This window comes from Halomonas sp. CKK8 (genome assembly GCF_029625235.1).
Classification (GTDB): Bacteria; Pseudomonadota; Gammaproteobacteria; order Pseudomonadales; family Halomonadaceae; genus Halomonas; species Halomonas ventosae.
In genome coordinates, this window is record NZ_CP121193.1 from 2,777,839 (window position 1) to 2,795,396 (window position 17,558).

Annotated in this window: 18 protein-coding genes; 6 read left to right on the forward strand and 12 right to left on the reverse strand. The window is 68.8% G+C overall.

The window, feature by feature from the left end:
- Positions 1–371: 371 nt before the first annotated feature.
- The 6 genes from P8934_RS13155 to P8934_RS13180 all read right to left on the reverse strand — a co-directional run bounded on the left by P8934_RS13155 (position 372) and on the right by P8934_RS13180 (position 4,914).
- A complete protein-coding gene (locus P8934_RS13155; RefSeq protein ID WP_278031441.1) occupies positions 372–1,145 on the reverse strand; it encodes an ADP-ribosylglycohydrolase family protein in 774 nt (257 codons plus the stop codon).
- Between the two features lie 45 nt (positions 1,146–1,190).
- Entirely contained in the window at positions 1,191–1,994 is an 804-nt protein-coding gene (locus P8934_RS13160) for a methyltransferase domain-containing protein (protein ID WP_278031442.1), read from the reverse strand.
- A 252-nt stretch (positions 1,995–2,246) separates the two neighbouring features.
- Positions 2,247–3,092 carry an MOSC N-terminal beta barrel domain-containing protein gene (locus P8934_RS13165; protein WP_278031443.1) on the reverse strand — a complete coding sequence of 282 codons (846 nt, stop codon included), beginning with the start codon at positions 3,090–3,092 and terminating at the stop codon, positions 2,247–2,249.
- 30 nt (positions 3,093–3,122) lie between these two features.
- Entirely contained in the window at positions 3,123–3,332 is a 210-nt protein-coding gene (locus tag P8934_RS13170; RefSeq protein WP_106230098.1) for a GDCCVxC domain-containing (seleno)protein, read from the reverse strand.
- 49 nt (positions 3,333–3,381) lie between these two features.
- Positions 3,382–3,726 (reverse strand): hypothetical protein, encoded by a 345-nt coding sequence (locus tag P8934_RS13175; protein ID WP_278031444.1) that lies wholly within the window; start codon positions 3,724–3,726, stop codon positions 3,382–3,384.
- Positions 3,727–3,834: 108 nt separating this feature from the next.
- Complete coding sequence (locus tag P8934_RS13180; protein ID WP_278031445.1) at positions 3,835–4,914, reverse strand: NAD(P)-dependent alcohol dehydrogenase; 1,080 nt, start codon at positions 4,912–4,914, stop codon at positions 3,835–3,837.
- A gap of 199 nt (positions 4,915–5,113) precedes the next feature.
- On the opposite strand from P8934_RS13180, the gene P8934_RS13185 reads away from it, so the two are divergent.
- The 3 genes from P8934_RS13185 (at position 5,114) to thpD (ending at position 7,918) form a co-directional block, all read left to right on the forward strand.
- The gene (locus tag P8934_RS13185; RefSeq protein ID WP_278031446.1) at positions 5,114–5,995 is read left to right on the forward strand and encodes a DMT family transporter; all 882 of its coding nucleotides are present in this window, start codon (positions 5,114–5,116) and stop codon (positions 5,993–5,995) included.
- Positions 5,996–6,029: 34 nt separating this feature from the next.
- Positions 6,030–6,782, forward strand: coding sequence for a Mut7-C RNAse domain-containing protein (locus P8934_RS13190; protein ID WP_278031447.1), 753 nt, complete (start codon positions 6,030–6,032; stop codon positions 6,780–6,782).
- 185 nt (positions 6,783–6,967) lie between these two features.
- Entirely contained in the window at positions 6,968–7,918 is a 951-nt protein-coding gene (gene thpD / locus P8934_RS13195) for an ectoine hydroxylase (protein WP_278031448.1), read from the forward strand.
- Between the two features lie 88 nt (positions 7,919–8,006).
- Here the strand turns inward: thpD and P8934_RS13200 are convergent, their stop codons facing one another.
- The 6 genes from P8934_RS13200 to P8934_RS13225 all read right to left on the reverse strand — a co-directional run bounded on the left by P8934_RS13200 (position 8,007) and on the right by P8934_RS13225 (position 15,635).
- Positions 8,007–8,780: an enoyl-CoA hydratase-related protein gene (locus P8934_RS13200; protein ID WP_278031449.1), complete on the reverse strand. Its 774-nt coding sequence runs from the start codon at positions 8,778–8,780 to the stop codon at positions 8,007–8,009.
- 87 nt (positions 8,781–8,867) lie between these two features.
- Positions 8,868–9,716 (reverse strand): 3-hydroxybutyryl-CoA dehydrogenase, encoded by an 849-nt coding sequence (locus tag P8934_RS13205; protein WP_278031450.1) that lies wholly within the window; start codon positions 9,714–9,716, stop codon positions 8,868–8,870.
- A gap of 25 nt (positions 9,717–9,741) precedes the next feature.
- Positions 9,742–11,373, reverse strand: coding sequence for an acyl-CoA synthetase (locus tag P8934_RS13210; protein WP_278031451.1), 1,632 nt, complete (start codon positions 11,371–11,373; stop codon positions 9,742–9,744).
- Positions 11,374–11,435: 62 nt separating this feature from the next.
- Positions 11,436–13,244, reverse strand: coding sequence for an acyl-CoA dehydrogenase (locus tag P8934_RS13215; RefSeq protein WP_278031452.1), 1,809 nt, complete (start codon positions 13,242–13,244; stop codon positions 11,436–11,438).
- Positions 13,245–13,382: 138 nt separating this feature from the next.
- On the reverse strand, positions 13,383–14,777 hold the full coding sequence (locus P8934_RS13220) for an MFS transporter (RefSeq protein WP_278031453.1): 1,395 nt from the start codon (positions 14,775–14,777) through the stop codon (positions 13,383–13,385).
- A gap of 219 nt (positions 14,778–14,996) precedes the next feature.
- The gene (locus P8934_RS13225) at positions 14,997–15,635 is read right to left on the reverse strand and encodes a class I SAM-dependent methyltransferase (RefSeq protein ID WP_278031454.1); all 639 of its coding nucleotides are present in this window, start codon (positions 15,633–15,635) and stop codon (positions 14,997–14,999) included.
- A gap of 72 nt (positions 15,636–15,707) precedes the next feature.
- Between P8934_RS13225 and P8934_RS13230 the strand changes: the two genes are divergently transcribed.
- The 3 genes from P8934_RS13230 to P8934_RS13240 all read left to right on the forward strand — a co-directional run bounded on the left by P8934_RS13230 (position 15,708) and on the right by P8934_RS13240 (position 17,485).
- Positions 15,708–16,100, forward strand: coding sequence for a VOC family protein (locus P8934_RS13230; protein WP_278031455.1), 393 nt, complete (start codon positions 15,708–15,710; stop codon positions 16,098–16,100).
- A 68-nt stretch (positions 16,101–16,168) separates the two neighbouring features.
- A complete protein-coding gene (locus tag P8934_RS13235; RefSeq protein WP_278031456.1) occupies positions 16,169–16,552 on the forward strand; it encodes a hypothetical protein in 384 nt (127 codons plus the stop codon).
- Positions 16,553–16,555: 3 nt separating this feature from the next.
- Complete coding sequence (locus P8934_RS13240; protein WP_278031457.1) at positions 16,556–17,485, forward strand: lysophospholipid acyltransferase family protein; 930 nt, start codon at positions 16,556–16,558, stop codon at positions 17,483–17,485.
- The last annotated feature ends 73 nt before the right edge of the window (positions 17,486–17,558 follow it).

Sequence of the window (17,558 nt, forward strand, 5' to 3'; positions counted from 1 at the left end):
TTTGGGTAGAGTGCTTCCCTTCGACCAATACATAGACACTACAATCCCTCGGCCGCGAACTGACGAGTGTGGGCCTACGTCCCCGATCTCGTGTCACGCTACCGCCTGGAAGGCGCGCAAGGAGTTGCCATCCTGGCCGTCGCGGGATATCAGCGTCGCCATCTCTGCGAACATCGAATCACTTCACGTTAGCAAAGATTGCTTCGGGTTGTATCACCGGAGTCTGATGATAAGGTCGTAGGTTTCTGGTGCCAATGGCTGGCCGGCCTCTGGCAGTCGATAGGTCTCGAGGCGAAGCTGCTGAGGTCATGGGGAGATGGCCTGCTTGAAGCAGGCCATGCGAATCAACCGGCATCGGGCCCGGGAAGGGCTCAGTCGAGGCCGTGGCGTGCCCGGAAGGCCTGGACGACAGAGCGCAGCTCGGGGTCGAGCCTCGCCAGGGTCTCCTCGGCGATCACGGCCGGCACGCCGCCGTGGAAGGCTTCCCCCATGCCACCCGCCATGCAGGCCAGGGTATCGGCATCGCCGCCCAGCGAGACGGCATTGCGGATGGCCTCCTCGACGCCCTCCGCCTCCAGGAAGGCGATGATGGCCTGGGGTACCGAGCCCCGGCAGGTCACGTCGAAACGGTAGCCGGGGCGGATATCGTCGAGGCGCGGCGCGAGGTCGTAGTCGAAGCGCTGCTCGATCTCGGTGAGGATCTCGAGCCGCGAGGCGCCGTGACGGGCCAGGAAGATGACGGCCGCCACGGCCTGGGCGCCGCGGATACCCTCGGGGTGGTCGTGGGTGACCTCGGCGCTGCGCCGGGCCAGCGTCAGCGCCTCGTCCAGGGAGCCGGCCGCGAACCCCACCGGGCTGACCCGCATGGCCGAGCCATTGGCGAGGCTGTGATAGGGGCGGCGCTCGCCGCTCATCGCCCACTGGCGGAAATGGCCGCCGAAACCGGCCTCCGGGTAGCGGTGGTAGTAGGCGTGGAAGGCCTCGGCGAAGTCGCCGCCCTCGAGCAGCACCTCGGCCACCGCCACGCTCAGCACGGAATCGTCGGTGAAGGTGCTCTCGGGCGTGAACAGGGGGAAGTCGCGGGTCTTGGTCCCCGCCGCTTCATGGACCGAGCCGATGATGTCGCCGGCGATGGCTCCCAGCATGCGTCACCTCCGTCGTCCAGTGCCTCCGATCCCCGATGCGAGCCCTCAGCCGCGACGGCCGCTGACCAGGTGGACCGACACCTCGAACACCGCCCGGCCGCGCGGGTCGATGACGTCGGCCAGTTCCTCCTGGGCCCGGGCGAGCACCTCCTGGATGGTGGCCTCGTCGAGGTTCACCCCCATGACCGGCAGCCAGCCGCGCAGATCCGCCTCGAGCAGGTTGCCGATGCCGGGAAAGTCGGCCGTCCCCCTCAGGGTAGTCACCTCGACCGCCTCCATGCCCGCCTCGCGGGTCATGCGCGCCAGCGCTTCCGCGTCGCCGAGGACGAAGGGGGCCTTGAGCGCCTCCGCCGCGGCCTCGCCGGCGGTTCGCGCCAGCAGGGCCACCTCGCGGGCGTAGGTGGGGTTGCGTTCCAGGACGTCGAACACCGCCACCGCCAGTCGCCCCGAGGGCACCAGCACGCGATGCATCTCGCGCAGCGCCCCCGGCTTGTCCGGGAAGAACATCAGGCCGAACTGGCTCACCACCACTTCGAACGCCTGCGAATCGAAGGGCAACTGCTGCGCGTCGCCCTGGCGCCACACCACCGCCGGGGCGAGTTCCCGTGCCACCTCGAGCATCCCCGCCATCGCATCCAGGCCGACCACCAGGCCGGCGGGCTGAACCCGGGGCAGCGCCTCTCGGGCGAGCACCCCCGTGCCGCAGGCCACATCGAGGACGCGGTCCCCGGTCGCGACCCTTGCCACGTCGAGCAGCTGCGGCGCCCACTGCCGGAACAGCGAGGGCACGAAGAGCGACTCGTAGGCGCGGGCCGCCTCGACCTCCTGAGCCAACGCATGATCGTTCATCACACACCTCCGCTGTCGTCGACCCTCCTCGGGTGACCCCATGCGGCACGGCGACAACAATAGCGGCGGGACATGGGGTGAGAGGGTTCACCCGAGGAGAGCGGGATCAGGCGGGCCATGGCGCTGAGGGGAGCGTGAGGGAGAGCGCGTCGACAGGTCAGCGCCCCCGTTCCCCGCCCTCTCCCGCAGTATAGTCCGGCACTAAGCCGGGGGAGCGTGCGGGGGCACGGCAGGGGCTGGGGGATCAGGAGATCAGCGCGGTCTCGGTGCCAGCGCCTCGCCGACGGCGATCGTCCGGCCCTCGCCCGCCAGCAGGATGGCGTTCTGGCCGAAGTAGCCGCCGGGCGCCAGTCGGGTGTTCATCTGCACCAGGGTGCGCAGCGGCTCGCCGGGCACGGCGATCTCGCCGGTCACCTGGTCGACGGTGGTGATCTTGCAGCGCTGGCAGGGCTTGCGCAAGCCCAGCCGGACCGCGCCCTCGTGGAGGGAGAGCTCGCCCCAGCCGTTCTCGACGAAGGGCTCGGCGGCGTCGACCACGATGCTGGGTCGGAAGCGCTCCATGGGCACCGGGGCGAGCCCCTTGGTCTCGAGCACCCGGTTGACCTCGGCCAGCGAGGCCTCGGAGACCACCAGGAAGGGATAGCCATCGGCGAAGGCCGTGTGGGCCTGCTCGCCGGGCGCCAGGAAGTGGGGCTCGACGTTACGACGCTGGTCCGGGGCGAAGCGCACCAGCCGCAGCCCGCTGCCCTTGTAGTCGCCCAGCACGGCCCCGAGCCACGCGGCGGCCTCCTCTCCCTCGTCCAGTGCCTGACACTGGTCGTCCCAGACATAGACGGGCAGCCGGGGCTGGTCATCGCGCTGAAGCGGGATACGCAGGGGCGCCGTTCCCGGATGCGACAGCTCCAGGGCCTCATCGTCGAGGCGTACCACGATCCGCGCCATGTGCGGCAGCTGGCGCTGGGTGACGAAGCGGCCGATATCGTCGACCACCATCCATTGGCGGTCATGGGCCAGGCCGCGAACGCCCAGTTCGGCCTGGTCGAGGGGAATGCCGCCCAGCGACTTCACCGGGTAGATATTGAGCCGGGTAATCTTCACGGGATTCTCCTGTCGCCGGCGCAGGTAACCTCAGCCGCACTCCTGCCCCTGCTGGATGGGCGGGCAGGGCACGCTGCCATAGGAACAGAACACGCAGCAGTCGCCGGGCCGGGGCCTGAGCAGGCGATGACACGCCTCGCACTCGTAGAAGTACTGGCAGGCATCGGTGGGCATGGTCTCGGTCCTGGTGTGCCCGCATTCGGGGCAGGTGAGGGTCGATTCGCGGATGATCTCGGCCATGGTCTCTCTCCTCTCACTCGCCTCTCAGGGGTCGCGGGCGGGCGAGACCCTACAGCCGGCGAGTCTCGACCACGTAGCCGATGATCGGATAGCCCGCCTTGCGGGCGGCCTTCTCGGCTTCCAGCTGGGCCTCGACCTTGGAGATGCTGGAGGAGATATGCTCGAAGACGCTATCCAGCTCCAGCGGCTTGGTGCGCACCGCCAGCTTCACCAGGTGGCCGGTCTTCGGCGCGCCGGAGGGCTTGCTGCGCGTCGCCTTGGGGGCAGGGTTCTCGTCGGCGGGCCATTCGGGGGGCGAGGTTGCCGCCTTGCGCCGGGTCTCCTGCTCGTTGTCCATGAAGGCGTTGATCTCGCGACGCATCTGCTGCTCGAATTCGCTCAGTTCCGTTTCCATCGTGTCTCCGTCAACCACAGGGTCGAACCGAGTGTACCAGAACTCTCGGCGGGGCCGTGCCCCCACGAAATCCCGCCCCCATGGCGCCTGCCCCGGGCTGGCTGCCCCTCACGAGACCTCGAGGGCGACCTTGAGCACGCCGTCGCGCTGGTGGGAGAAGAGGTCGTAGGCGTCGACGATCTTCTCCAGCGGGTAGCGGTGGGTGACCATGGGGCCGAGGTCCAGGCGGCCGCTGTCGATGATCTGCATCAGCCGGCGCATGCGCTCCTTGCCGCCGGGGCAGAGCGAGGTGACGATGCGGTGATCCCCCAGGCCCGCGCAGAAGGCGTCGAGCGGAATGGTGAGGTTCTCGGAGTAGACGCCAAGGCTCGACAGGGTGCCACCGGGCTTGATAACCCGTAGCGCCTGCTCGAAGGTCTGCTGCAGCCCCAGGGCCTCGATGGAAGCGTCCACGCCCCGCCCACCGGTGATCTTGAGGATCTCGGCGACCACGTCCACCTGACGGAAGTTGAGCGTCACGTCGGCGCCCATCTTGCGGGCCATCTCGAGGCGCTCGTCGACGCCATCCACGGCGATGATCAGCCCCGCGCCACGCAGCCGGGCGCCGGCGGTGGCACACAGGCCAATGGGCCCCTGGGCGAAGACTGCCACGCTGTCGCCGATCCTGATGTTGGCCGACTCGGCGCCGGCGAAGCCGGTAGACATGATATCCGGGCACATCAGCACCTGGTCGTCGGTCAGGCCGTCGGGCACCGGCGAGAGGTTGGCCTGGGCATCCGGCACGCGCAGGTACTCGGCCTGGGCGCCGTCGATGGTGTTGCCGAAGCGCCAGCCGCCCATGGGCTTGTAGCCGTGGGCGTGGTGGCCGCCGTCCTGGGCACTGCAGCCATCCTGGCAGGCGTAGGAGGTGAAGCTGGGGCAGATGGCGCCGGCGATCACCCGTTGCCCTTCCTGGTAGCCCTGCACGTTGGCGCCGAGCTTCTCGATCACCCCCACCGGCTCGTGGCCCACGATCAGCCCCTTCTCCACCGGGTACTCGCCCTTGAGGATATGCACGTCGGTGCCGCAGATGGTGGTGGTGGTCACCCGGATCAGGGCATCGTTGGGGCCGATGTCGGGAATCGGGCGATCGTCGATCTCGATGCGACCGGGTTCGACGAAGATGGCGGCTTTCATCATGGCGGGCATGGCGCAGGCTCCTGGCGCAGGGAATATAAGGTACCTTTCATTTATAGCAGGCGTCGGGCGCGCGCGCCCTCAACCCGCATGAATATCATGTTGCAATGCCGCGAAGGGAGTCGCCTCCGCCGTTCCCCTTCCCAGCACACACCGCCCGCCGTAACCTGGCGGCTCACTCACCCTCGCCTCGTCATCCAAAGGAACTGGAATGTCCCCCGCCGATACCCTGCGCCTGCTGCTGCTCTCCTCGCTGTGGGGCCTGTCGTTCATCTTCATGCGGGTGGCCTCCCCAGAGTTCGGCCCGGTGCCGCTGGTCCTGGTGCGCATGGGGGTGGGCGCGGCGCTGCTGGTCCCCTTGCTGCTCAGCGTTCGCTACCTCAGGCTGGTGCGAGAGAATGCCGGCAGGCTCTTCCTGCTGGGCTTGATCAACCATGTGCTACCCTTCTCGCTGCTGGCGCTCGCCACTACCCGCCTGGAAGCGGGCTTCACCTCGCTGATCAATGCCACCACACCGATCTTCACGGCCCTGCTCGGGGCACTGTTCTTCGCCACGCCCATCCAGCGCCAGCAGTACCTGGGACTGGCCATGGCGCTGTTCGGGGTCTACGTGCTCTCGGCCGACCGGCTGGACTTCGCCCTGGGCGGCGACGGCTGGTTCATCCTCGCCGTGCTGGGGGCGACCTTCTGCTACGGGGTGGCGGGAAACTACTCGAAGACCTATCTCGTTCACCTGCCGGTGCGGGTGCTGGCGGCCGGCAGCACGGCCATGTCGGCATTGATCCTGCTGGTCCCGGGGCTGCTGCTCTGGCCCGCGGAGCCGATCAGCGGCCTGGCCTGGGCCAATGGCCTGGCGCTGGCGATACTCAGCACCACGGTGGCCTTCCTGCTCTACTTCGGGCTGATCGCCAGTGCCGGGGCCACGGCCACTTCCACGGTGACCTTCCTGGTGCCGGTCAGTGCCCTGGTGTGGGGCTACCTGCTGCTGGGCGAGCGTCTCAGCCTGCAGATACTGGCCGGCATGGCGATCACCCTCGCGGGCACCGCCATCGCCACCCGCATGATCCGGCGACGCAGGGGCCGTGTCGCCTAGACTGAACCCGAACGTGCCCTATGGGGGAAACGCCATGCCCCATGCCGAGTTCCGGTTCCATGACCGGCTGAACGACTTCCTGCCGACGGCCGCGTGCGGCAAGCCCCTCTCCCGTGACGTGTCGCGTCGGGCCGCCATCAAGGACGTGATCGAGTCGCTGGGGGTGCCGCATACCGAGGTGGACGTCATCCTGGTCGACGGCGCGCCGGTGGGCTTCGAGCACATCCTCGCCGGCGGTGAGCGGGTGGAGGTCTATCCCTGGACGGTAGCCCCGCCGGTGGCCCGCCACCTGCGCCCTCGCCCACCGGCATGCCCACGCTTCCTGCTGGATGCCCAGCTGGGCCGGCTGGCCCGCTACCTGCGCCTGCTCGGCTTCGACTGCGACTATCGCAACGACATCGGCGACGCCGAACTGGCCGCCCGGGCCGAGGAAACGCAACGCGTGGTACTGACCCGCGACCGCCGGCTGCTCAAGCGCAAGCGCATCCGCCTCGCCCACTACGTGCGCGCCGACGCCCCCTGGCAGCAGGTCGAGGAGGTGTGCCGGGAGTTCGACCTCCTCCCTGCCTTCGCGCCCTTCACCCGCTGCACGCATTGCAATGGCCGTCTCGTCTCAGTGGCCAAGGAGGCGGTAATCGACCGGCTCGAGCCCCTGACGCGGCAGTACGTGGACGACTTCCTGCAGTGCGAGGTGTGCGGCCGGCTCTATTGGCACGGCAGCCATGTCTCGCGCATGCAGCAACGGGTGGCGCGACTGCGGCTGACGCTGGCACACCCTCCGGGATAAACCACCCGGCCATACTGACTCGTGGGTTGAACTCTCGCGATCTCGACCCGAGAGTACTGAGGAGTGAAACGCATGCCGGACCCCCTACCCACTGGCGAAGCAGCGGATCGGCCCGGCACTGTTCCCCCCGTTTCCCCCTGGGACATTCGGGATTCGCGTTACTGGAATCACGAGGAGGTTTCCCCATGGTGGATCATCTCGACCCCTATCCCACTCGCCTGACCGAGTATCGCGCGCCGCTCCCCCGCCGGGACCCGGTAGTGCATGCCCGCAACCAGCGCCGCTGGGAAGGCCCGCTGGATGAAGTCGCCCTCTCGCGCTACGAACGGGACGGCTTCCTGTGGTTCGATGGGTTCTTCTCCCGGGACCGCATCGAGCCATTCTTCGAGGAACTCAAGGAGATGGCCAACGACGAATCGCTGATGCGCTCCGAACAGGTCATCCAGGACCCGGCCAGCGGCGCCATCCGCTCCGTGTTCGGCATGCACCAGCTCTCGGAGCACTTCGACCGCCTGACCCGCGACCCCCGTATCCTGGGCATGGTGCGACAGCTGCTGGGCAGCGAGGTCTATATCCACCAGTCGCGCATCAACGACAAGTACGGCTTCCAGGGCAGCGGCTTCGACTGGCATTCGGACTTCGAGACCTGGCACGCCGAGGATGGCATGCCACGCATGCGGGCGGTGAGTGCCTCGCTGATGCTCACCGACAACAGCGAGTTCAATGGCCCGCTGATGCTGATTCCCGGTTCCCACCGCCAGTTCGTGCCCTGCATGGGCGAGACGCCCGAGGCGAACTGGCGGGAGTCCCTCAAGGCCCAGAAGGTCGGGGTGCCCGACCAGGGGGCCCTGGCCAGCCTGGCCGAGCGCGGCGGCATCCAGGCGCCCAAGGGGCCGGCAGGCTCGCTGCTGCTGTTCGAGTGCAACACCCTGCACGCCTCGAACGAGAACATGTCACCCTGGCCGCGCTCCAACCTGTTCTTCGTCTACAACAGCGTGGACAACGCCCTGGAGGAGCCCTATGCGGCACCATCGCGGCGGCCCGAGTTCCTGGCCACGCGCGGCGACATCGAGCCGCTGACGATGCATGACGACTTCCCGGAGCTCTCCGGGCAGGGCGTCGACCCGCTGCGCTGAGGCGTGTCGGGCGTCATGCCGTCCCACCCGCACACGACAACGGCCGTGGCGTCTCCGCCACGGCCGTTGTCGCTGGGGCCCGTCAGGCTCAGAAGTCAGGCTTGCGCTTCTCGACGAAGGCGCTCATGCCCTCGCTCTGCTCGTCGCCGGCGAAACAGAAGGCGAACAGGGCGTTCTCCAGCGCCAGGGCGCTGTCCAACTCCTGGTCCATGCCATCGTGGATCGCCTGCTTGGCGGCACGCACCGACTGCGGGCCGTTGCCGCCAAGCTGCTTGGCGAGTTCCTCGACGTAGCCCTCGAGCTCGGCCTGGGGCATCACGCGGTTGACCAGGCCGATGCGCAGCGCCTCGCTGGCGTCGATCTTGCGCCCGGTGGTGCAGAGGTCCAGGGCCATGGCCGGGCCGACCCGGCGCGGCAGGCGCTGGGTCCCACCGAAGCCGGGGATCACGCCCAGCAGCACCTCGGGCTGGCCGAAGATGGCGTTGTCACTGGCCACCGCCCAGTCGCAGGCCAGCGCCAGCTCGCAGCCGCCGCCCAGGCAGAAGCCATTGACCAGTGCCACGGTGGGCACCGGCAGGGTCTCCAGGCGCTTGAAGGTATCCAGCGCCTGACGGGCGAAGTCGCGGGCTTCCGCGGGCGTCTTCTCGCGCATCTCGGCGATGTCGGCGCCGGCCACGAAGGACTTCTCGCCGGCGCCGGTGATCAGCACCGCGCGCAGGTCATCGCGGCCTTCCAGGCCAGCCAGCACGCTCTCCAGCTCGGCCAGCACGGCGCTGTTCAGGGCGTTCAGCGCCTTGGGACGACTGATGGTCAGACGCACGATGCCGGCGTTCTCGACCACCTCGATCAGGGTCTCGCTCATTAGGGGCTCCTGGTGTTGTTCTCTAAGGGCAGACCGCCCAACCCTAGCGAACGCTTGGTTGGGCGGCAATCCCCTCTTTTGTCGGGATCAGCTGTAGACGTGGAAGCCACGGCCCGTCTTCCGTCCCAGGTAGCCGGCGGCCACCATGCGCTTGAGCAGCGGGCAGGGGCGATACTTGGGATCGCCGAAGCCCTCCTGCAGCACCTCCATGATCGCCAGGCAGACGTCCAGGCCGATCAGGTCGGCCAGGGCCAGCGGCCCCATCGGGTGGGCGGCGCCCAGCTTCATGGCCTCGTCCACCGCCTCGGGGGTGGCGGCGCCCTCCTGCACCAGGAAGGCCGCCTCGTTGATCATCGGCACCAGCAGGCGGTTGACCGCGAAGCCGGGCGAGTCGCCCACCGGTACGGCAGTCTTGCCGAGGTCGGCGGCCAGCTTCTCGATGCGTGCTACGGTGGCGTCACTGGTCTGCTCGGCGCGGATCACCTCGACCAGCTTCAACACCGGCACCGGGTTGAAGAAGTGCATCCCCACCACCCGCTCCGGGCGCTCGCACACCGCGGCGAGCCGGGTCAGCGACAGCGAGGAGGTGTTGGAGGCCAGTATCGCGTCGTGGGTCAGGCGACTCAGGTCGCGGAACAGCTTCTCCTTGAGTGCCGGCTGCTCGGGGGCGGCCTCGATGATCACCTCGCAATCGCGCAGGGCGTCGAGGTCGGTGGTGGTGTCGAGCCGCGCCATGGCGGCCTGCTGATCGTCGGCGACGAGCTTCTCCTTGGCCACCAGCTTGCCCAGCCCCTTGTCGATGGCCGCCCGGGCACGCCCGAGCTGCTCGTCGGCCACGTCATATAGCTTGACGGCGAAGCCGCTGGTGGCCAGGACCTGGGCGATGCCCTGGCCCATGGTGCCGGCACCCACCACGCCGATCGGTTGCTCACTCATTGCACTCTCCTCGATATCGTAAGAATCACTGCTTGCGCGCTTCTTCGCGCAGCACGAACTTCTGGATCTTGCCGGTGGAGGTCTTGGGCAGCTCGCTGAAGATCACCGTCTTCGGCGCCTTGAAGTGCGCCAGGTGCGCCCGGCAGTGGTCGATGATCTCCTGTTCGGTGACCTCGCCATAACCCACCTTCAGCTTGACGAAGGCGCAAGGCGTCTCGCCCCACTTCTCATCGGGCTTGGCCACCACCGCGGCCTCCTCCACCGCCGGGTGCGAGTAGATGCAGTCCTCCACCTCGATGGTGGAGATGTTCTCGCCGCCGGAGATGATGATGTCCTTGGAGCGGTCCTTGATCTCGATGTAGCCGTCGGCATGCCACACGGCCAGGTCGCCGGTATGGTACCAGCCGCCCTCCAGGGCCTGCTCGGTGGCCGCTTCGTTCTTCAGGTAGCCCTTCATCACGTTGTTGCCGCGCATCAGGATCTCGCCGATGGTCTCGCCGTCCTTGGGCACCGGCTCCAGGGTGTTGGGGTCGGCCACGCAGAGCGCCTCGAGCATGTGGTAGCGCACCCCCTGGCGGGACTTGAGCTTTGCTCGCTCTTCCATGGGCAGTTCGTCCCAGGCGGCGCGCCAGGCACAGGAGGTCACCGGGCCGTAGACCTCGGTCAGGCCGTAGACGTGGGTGACGTCGATGCCAAGCCGCTCGACGCCGGCGATCACCGACGCGGGCGGCGCGGCGCCGGCGGTGGTGACCTTCACCGGGTGGTCGAAGTCGCGCTTGTCGCCGTCCGGCAGGTTGACCAGGCCGTTGAGCACGATGGGCGCGCCGCTGAAGTGGGTCACCCCCTCGTCGGCGATCAGGTCCATCACCTTCTTCGCTTCCACCTTGCGCAGGCAGACGTTGGTGCCGGCGGCGGCGGCGATGGTCCAGGGGAAGCACCAGCCGTTGCAGTGGAACATCGGCAGGGTCCAGAGATAGACCGGGTGGTGGGGCATCGCCCATACCAGGATATTGCTGGTGGCGTTCAGGTAGGCGCCGCGGTGGTGATAGACCACGCCCTTGGGCTTGCCGGTGGTGCCGGAGGTGTAGTTGAGCGAGATCGCCTGCCACTCGTCCTCGGGCAGCCGGTAGGGATGGGCCGGGTCGCCCTCGGCGAGCAGCGCCTCGTACTCGAGCTCGCCGATGGCCCGCCCCTCGGGCAGGAACTCGGGGTCCGCCACGTCGATGACCAGCGGCTTGTGCTCGAGCTTGCTCACCGCCGCCTCGATCACGTCCGAGAACTCCGGGTCGACCAGGATCGCCTTCGCCTCGCCGTGCTCCAGCATGTAGGCGATGGCCTCAGCATCCAGGCGGATGTTCAGGGTATTGAGCACGCAGCCCGCCAGCGGCACGCCGAAGTGGGCCTCGAACATCGCCGGCACGTTGGGCAGCATCGCGGCCACCGTCTCGCCGGGCCGGATGCCGCGCCGTTCCAGCGCCGAGGCGAGCCGCCGGCAGCGCTCCCAGGTGGTACCCCAGTCACGGCGGACCTCGCCGTGGATCACCGCCGGGTAATCGGGGTAGACCGAGGCGGTGCGCTCGATGAAGGTCAGTGGCGAGAGCGCCACGAAGTTGGCGGGGGTCCTGGGCAGGCCCTGCTCGAAGATGCTCTGGCTCATGGGAAGGCTCCGTGAGGTGGTCCGGAAAGCATGCCGCCGGCACGTGGCCGGCAGCGAAGGCGTCAGTGGGCGGCGGCGTCGAAGGCGGCGAGGCTCGCCATGCCGGCCTCGATTACCGCACGCTGGGCGCGGCCCACCGGCAGCCACTGGCGGATGGCGTAGTCGGCGCCCTGGCGCTTGGCGGTATAGAAGGGGTCCGGCTGTCCGGATACTTCGCGGCCGGCCTGGAGGGCCGCGGTGGCGGCCAGCGACGCACGGCCCATCTGCCATGCGCACAGCACATGGCCGGCCAGGCTCAGGAAGGGGGTGGCGTAGGCCTGGACGGCATCGGCACCGCGCTCGGGGTCGGCGCCCGCCTCGAGCACTAAGGCCATGGCGGCGCGCAGGTCGGCGGCCCCGCCGGCGAGCGCCTCGCCGAGAGGTGCCAGCTCGGTGGTCGCCGAAAGTGCCCGGGCGGTACCTTCCACCTCGTCGATCAATTGGGCCAGGGCCGCACCGCCGTCGCGCTGCAGCTTGCGCCCGGCCAGGTCCAGGGCCTGGATGCCGTTGGTGCCCTCGTAGATGGGGGCGATGCGGGCATCGCGCAGCAGCTGGGCGGCGCCGGTCTCCTCGATGTAGCCCATGCCGCCGTGGACCTGCACCCCCAGGGAGGCGATCTCCACCGCCTGGTCGGTGGAGAAGGCCTTGACCACCGGGATCAGCACGTCGACCCGCGCCTGGGCGGCGCCCCGCTCGCTCTCGTCGGCGGCGTGTCGGGCCACGTCGAGCTGGGCGGCGCAGAAGAGCGCCAGGGCCCGCAGGGCGTCGGTACGGGCGCGCATGGAGAGCAGCATGCGGCGCACGTCGAGGTGGTCGCTGATCGTGCAATCATTACGCCCGGAGCGCGGGCTGCGCCCCTGGACACGATCCAGGGCATAGGCGAAGGCGTGCTGGCAGGCACGTTCGGCCACGCCGATGCCCTGGATCCCCACCTTGTGGCGCGCCTCGTTCATCATGGTGAACATGTGGTTGAGGCCGCGGCCCTCCTCGCCCACCAGATAGCCGATGGCGCCGTCGTTCTCGCCGAAGCTCAGGGTGCAGGTGGGCGAGCCGTGGATGCCCAGCTTGTGCTCGATAGCCGCACAGGTGACGTCGTTGCGCTCGCCCAGGCTCCCGTCCTGATTGACCAGGAACTTGGGCACCAGGAACAGCGAGATGCCCTTGTTGCCTTCCGGGGCGTCCGGCTTGCGCGCCAGCACCAGGTGGATGATGTTCTCGGCGGCATCATGCTCGCCCCAGGTGATGTAGATCTTCTGGCCGAACAGCCGGTAGCTGCCGTCCTCCTGGGGCACGGCGCGGGTGCGCACCTTGGAGAGATCCGAGCCCGCCTGGGGCTCGGTGAGGTTCATGGTGCCGGTCCAGGTGCCCTCGACCAGCTTGGGCAGGTAGGTGGCCTGCTGCTCGTCGCTGCCGTGGTGGGCCAGCGCCTCGATGGCGCCGGCGGTGAGCATCGGGCAAAGGCCCAGCGCCATGTTGGCACCGTGGAGCATCTCCTGCACGGCGCTGGCCACCACCTCGGGAAGCCCCTGGCCGCCCAGCGCCTCGGAGACCCCGATGCCGTTCCAGCCGCCCTCGGCGTAGGCGCGGTAGGCCTCGGCGAAGCCGTCGGGGACGCTCACGCCGCCGTCGTCTCGGCGGGTGCAGCCCTGGCGGTCGCCGCTGGCGTTGAGCGGCGCCCAGACCTCGCCGGCGAGCCTCGCGGCCTCTTCCAGCACGGCCTCCACCAGGTCAGGGCTGGCTTCCTCGAAGCCGGGCAATGCGAGCGAGCCATGCTCGAGCATCTCCTCCAGCACGAAGCGGACGTCACGGACGGGGGCGGCATAGGGGGTCATGGGTCACCTCGGGAAAAATGATAGCCACGATAGTAGATTCACTACTTTTCGTTAACCATTAGCCCTAAGTCGACCCCGGACGCGAACGAGCCCGCTGCCGGGCAGCGGGCTCGTGGAGGATGGCAAGTGGAGGGGAGATCAGGGGCGCGAGATATTGCCCAGGGCGGCCTCCTCGGGCGTCTGCTCATCGTCGAAGTAGGCGATGTGCGGCTCGTCGGGTGGTGGCGGGCCGACCAGCGGCTCGGCCACCGCCACCTCGGGCACGGCCCCGGAAAGGTCCTCGACGTGCTCGTGCTCGATGGCGCCCTGCATCAGTTCCTCGGTGACGGCGAGCTCGGCCCCCGCCGCCGACATCGGCGTGCTGGGCGAGAAGGGTGCCACCGGTACCGGCGCCGGACGCACGCTGCGCCGCCAGCCGAAGAAGGCCACCAGGATCAAGCCCATGGCGCCGAAGCTCCAGAACAGGCCGGCATCTCCCAGTACCGCCATCACCGGCGAGACCAGCGGCGGGCTGAGCGCCGAGCCGATGGCGTTGATCAGCAGCAGGCCCTGGCTCATGCGCACCAGGGCGCCCGCCGGGGCGCGGTCGGCGGCGTGGCCCACCGCCACCGGGTAGAGCGAGAAGACGCCACCGCCCAGCAGGAACAGCAGCCCGGCCAGGATCCATGCATTCATCGGCAGCCACAGCACCGCCGCGGAGATGAGGGTGCAGAAGGCGCCGATCAGGATCAGCACCAGCTGCCGATCATGGCGATCCGACCAGCGTCCCACCGGGTACTGCAGCAGCATGGCGCCGAGCACCACCACCGCCATCATCTGGCCGATCCGATCCACCGTCAGGCCGGTGCGCTGCAGGTATAGCGGCAGCAGGGAGTAGACCGCCGCCACCATCAGCCCCGAGCCGAAGCTGCCCATCACCCCGGTGGGGGTCAGGGTGATCAGGCGCAGCGGCGAGAGCGGCTCGGCCTTCTCGATCAGCGGCGAGACCCGGGGGATCATCGCCATGGGCAGCACCGAGAGCGAGGCCAGCATGCCGATCACCATGAACGACGCCGCCCCGCCCATGGCCTCGGTGACCCCGAGCAGCAGCTGGCCGAGCACGCCGGCAGCGTAGAGCGAGATCATGTAGAGCGCCAGCAGGCGGCCGCGCACCCTGGCATCGCCGGAGGCCAGCAGCCAGCTCTCGATCACCAGGTAGACGCCCACCGTGGCCCAGCCACCGATCAGGCGCAGGGCGAACCAGGCCCAGGGCTCGGCCACCAGCCCCTGCAGCAGCACGGTCACCGCCACCAGCGAGGCGAAGCTGCCGTAGGCGCGGATATGGCCGATGCGCAGCAGCAGGCGGTCATTGAGCATGGCGCCCAGGGCCAGGCCGATGAAGTAGGCCGAGGAGACCCAGCCGATCACCACCGCGGATTCGCCGGCGGCGTCCAGGCGCAGGGTGATCACCGTGGCCAGGAAACCGTTGCCGATCCCGAGGATGAAGAGCCCCAGCAGGGGGGCCAGGGCCATGGCCAGCAGTTGCCGCGACATGAAGGGCCTCACAGCAGCAGGTGAAAGGGAGAAGGGTGGCAGAGAGTGCCGTGGAGCGCCTGCTCTCGGCATCGGTTACTGCGCTCGCGGCATCGTGAGCGCGCGAATCATACTCCCGGCCGGCGGCGAGTCAATCGATTTGTTGCCCCTGGACCCGCCTGCCGGGCGTATCCTTCATCGGGCCCAAGGATGTCGGGCGATGTTGCTGACCCTGTCCTCTCAGTGCTTCTGCAGCAGGGCCACGTCGGCCGCGGGAAACTCGACCCGCATGTCCAGGTGACTCGCCAGCCACACGAAGGTCGCCTCGCTGAAGAAGACCACATGGGTGGGGTCGAGGATGTAGTGCCAGCGCGCGAAGGCCGCCTGGTCGGTGACGCGCTTGGTCATCAATCCCAGCCAGCCGCCGGAAGGGAGCAGGCCCGCCAGCCGTGCAAGCTCCTCCCCCGGCGCGAAGAGGTGCTCGGCGACCTCGCTGGCGGTGATGAAGTCGTAGGTCTGGTCGAGCACCGACACGTCAGGCGCATAGAAGGGGTAGTAGATCGCCATTGGGTGGCCCGCCTCCTCGAACATCACCGACAGGGTCGGCCCCGGACCCGAGCCGAAGTCGAGCCCGCGGGCCCCGCCGGCGAGGCGCTCGCGCAGGGGATCGAAGAGCCGCGACAGGAAGCGGCGATAGCCGGGGTCGTCGGGAGAGTTCTCGTGCTGGTCATAGACTGCCCTCTCCGCTGCCGGCTCGGGCCGCTGGTCGGGTGGCACGAACACCAGCGCGCAGCGCCGGCAGCGCTGGTAGTCGCGCCGGCTATCGCGGTGAAAGTGTCCGGTGTCGGTGGACGCACATAGCGGACAGGTCAGCATCATCGTATCCTCTGTGCCAGAACAAGCTCTCCCAGGATTCCCCTGCTCTCTCCAGAACCCCGCAAGGAGACCCGAATGCTGTCAGGTCTGGACCACCTGGTCATCACCGTGACCGACATTTCCCGTGCCGTGGACTTCTACTCCCGGGTGCTGGGACTGGAAGTTCGCTACCGCGACCGCGAGCGCGTCGACCTGATGCTGGGCGACGTCGCCCTGCGCCTGCACTGGACCGCCACCGATGTCACCCCCCGGGCCGCCACGCCCACGCCTGGCAGCCTGGACCTCTGCCTGCGCAGCCTGCTGCCGCTCGACGAGGTGCAGCGCCACCTGGAGGCGCTGGAGGTCGAGGTGGAACTCGGCCCGGTGACCCGCCAGGGCGCCACCGGCGAGATCACCTCGCTCTACCTGCGCGACCCGGACGGCAACCTGCTGGAACTCAGCCGCCCCGTGAAGCCCCGGGCCGTCTGAGGCCAGGTGGCATTGTCGTCCTCGACCGGTATGATTGGCGTCAGCGATACGCTCTACAAGGACGCGCCATGAACGACCAGCTGCCACAGGACGACGACCGTGCCCTCGCCGAACGGGGCTCCGCCCCCGACACGACCATTCCCATCGTGGTCTACGTGCTGCACCTGGCCGGCATGGTCACCGGCGGCCTCACCTCGCTGGTCGGCGTGGTGATCGCCTATGTCTATCGCGGCAACGGGCCGGCCTGGCTCGACGAGCACTATCGCTACCAGATTCGCACCTTCTGGATCGCCCTGCTCTACTTCGGCATTTCCGGCCTGCTGACCCTGGTGCTCATCGGCTTTCTCACCTGGCTGGCCGCGGTGGTGTGGCTGGTGATCCGCTGCGTGAAGGGGCTAAAGGCCCTCAACGAGCATCGCGCGCCGGACAACGTGGACAGCTGGTGGGTCTGATCCATGGCCGGAGGTGAATCCCGCTCGAACGTCATCCAGGCCCGGGCCATCGCCACCCTGTGGCGCAGCCTCGCCGGGCGCCGGCTCGCCACCCTGTGGCGGCTGGCCCGGCTGGTCGGCCCGCTGGTGGAGCGGCTGAGTCGCCGGGAGCGACGGGTCACCCGCGCCAACCTGGCCGAGGTCTACCCCTCGCGAAGCGACGCCGATCGTCGCCAGCTGGCCCGTCGGAGCCTGACGCATTCCACCGCCACCATGCTCGAGCTGGGATTCGCCTGGATGGGCGAGCCCGAGCGGGTCGAGGCCGCGATCCTCGAGGTCCATGGCCGCGAGCTGCTGGACGGGGCACGGGCCGAGGGGCGCGGTGTCATCGTGCTGGCCCCCCACTTCGGCAACTGGGAAGTGCTCAACTTCTGGCTCTCCGGCCACTTCCCCTTCACCGCCATGTACGAGCCCCCCAAGCTCGCCCCGCTGGACCCGATCATCCGCCAGGGCCGCGAACGCCGGGACGCGCACCTGGTACCCACCAATCCGCGCGGCGTGGCCGCCCTGCTCAAGGCGCTCAAGCGCTCCGAGGCCGTGGGCATCCTGCCCGACCAGGAGCCCGACTGGGGCAGTGGTGTCTTCGCGCCCTTCTTCGACCGCCCCGCCTACACCGCCACCCTGCTGCCCAAGCTGGTGGCCCGCACCGAGGCCAGGGTCGTCACCGGGGTGGCGCTGCGCCTGCCCGGCCGCGGCTTTGCGCTGCACTTCCTGGCCGCCGACGCGCGGGTCTACGCCCCCGACGAGGTCACCTCGGCCACCGGCGTCAATGCCAGCGTGGAGGCCGCCATCGCCCTGGACCCGACCCAGTACCAGTGGGAGTACAAGCGCTTCCGCAAGACCCTGCAGGAGGCCGAGGGTCGCCCGGACTTCAAGCGTTTCCGGCTCTACTGAGCGCGGCCCTTGCCGCTCGACCTGAAGGTGGCCCTATGCACCCGGCACGCACGCGCCTTCCATGATTCGCTCC

What these genes read in the sequence shown, in the direction of transcription:
- P8934_RS13155 (WP_278031441.1), bottom strand. Translation starts at nt 1,145, where the DNA reads ATGCTGGGAGCCATCGCCGGCGACATCATCGGCTCGGTCCATGAAGCG.
- P8934_RS13160 (WP_278031442.1), bottom strand. Translation starts at nt 1,994, where the DNA reads ATGAACGATCATGCGTTGGCTCAGGAGGTCGAGGCGGCCCGCGCCTAC.
- P8934_RS13170 (WP_106230098.1), bottom strand. Translation starts at nt 3,332, where the DNA reads ATGGCCGAGATCATCCGCGAATCGACCCTCACCTGCCCCGAATGCGGG.
- P8934_RS13175 (WP_278031444.1), bottom strand. Translation starts at nt 3,726, where the DNA reads ATGGAAACGGAACTGAGCGAATTCGAGCAGCAGATGCGTCGCGAGATC.
- P8934_RS13180 (WP_278031445.1), bottom strand. Translation starts at nt 4,914, where the DNA reads ATGCCCGCCATGATGAAAGCCGCCATCTTCGTCGAACCCGGTCGCATC.
- P8934_RS13185 (WP_278031446.1), top strand. Translation starts at nt 5,114, where the DNA reads ATGTCCCCCGCCGATACCCTGCGCCTGCTGCTGCTCTCCTCGCTGTGG.
- P8934_RS13190 (WP_278031447.1), top strand. Translation starts at nt 6,030, where the DNA reads ATGCCCCATGCCGAGTTCCGGTTCCATGACCGGCTGAACGACTTCCTG.
- thpD (WP_278031448.1), top strand. Translation starts at nt 6,968, where the DNA reads ATGGTGGATCATCTCGACCCCTATCCCACTCGCCTGACCGAGTATCGC.
- P8934_RS13200 (WP_278031449.1), bottom strand. Translation starts at nt 8,780, where the DNA reads ATGAGCGAGACCCTGATCGAGGTGGTCGAGAACGCCGGCATCGTGCGT.
- P8934_RS13205 (WP_278031450.1), bottom strand. Translation starts at nt 9,716, where the DNA reads ATGAGTGAGCAACCGATCGGCGTGGTGGGTGCCGGCACCATGGGCCAG.
- P8934_RS13210 (WP_278031451.1), bottom strand. Translation starts at nt 11,373, where the DNA reads ATGAGCCAGAGCATCTTCGAGCAGGGCCTGCCCAGGACCCCCGCCAAC.
- P8934_RS13215 (WP_278031452.1), bottom strand. Translation starts at nt 13,244, where the DNA reads ATGACCCCCTATGCCGCCCCCGTCCGTGACGTCCGCTTCGTGCTGGAG.
- P8934_RS13220 (WP_278031453.1), bottom strand. Translation starts at nt 14,777, where the DNA reads ATGTCGCGGCAACTGCTGGCCATGGCCCTGGCCCCCCTGCTGGGGCTC.
- P8934_RS13225 (WP_278031454.1), bottom strand. Translation starts at nt 15,635, where the DNA reads ATGATGCTGACCTGTCCGCTATGTGCGTCCACCGACACCGGACACTTT.
- P8934_RS13230 (WP_278031455.1), top strand. Translation starts at nt 15,708, where the DNA reads ATGCTGTCAGGTCTGGACCACCTGGTCATCACCGTGACCGACATTTCC.
- P8934_RS13235 (WP_278031456.1), top strand. Translation starts at nt 16,169, where the DNA reads ATGAACGACCAGCTGCCACAGGACGACGACCGTGCCCTCGCCGAACGG.
- P8934_RS13240 (WP_278031457.1), top strand. Translation starts at nt 16,556, where the DNA reads ATGGCCGGAGGTGAATCCCGCTCGAACGTCATCCAGGCCCGGGCCATC.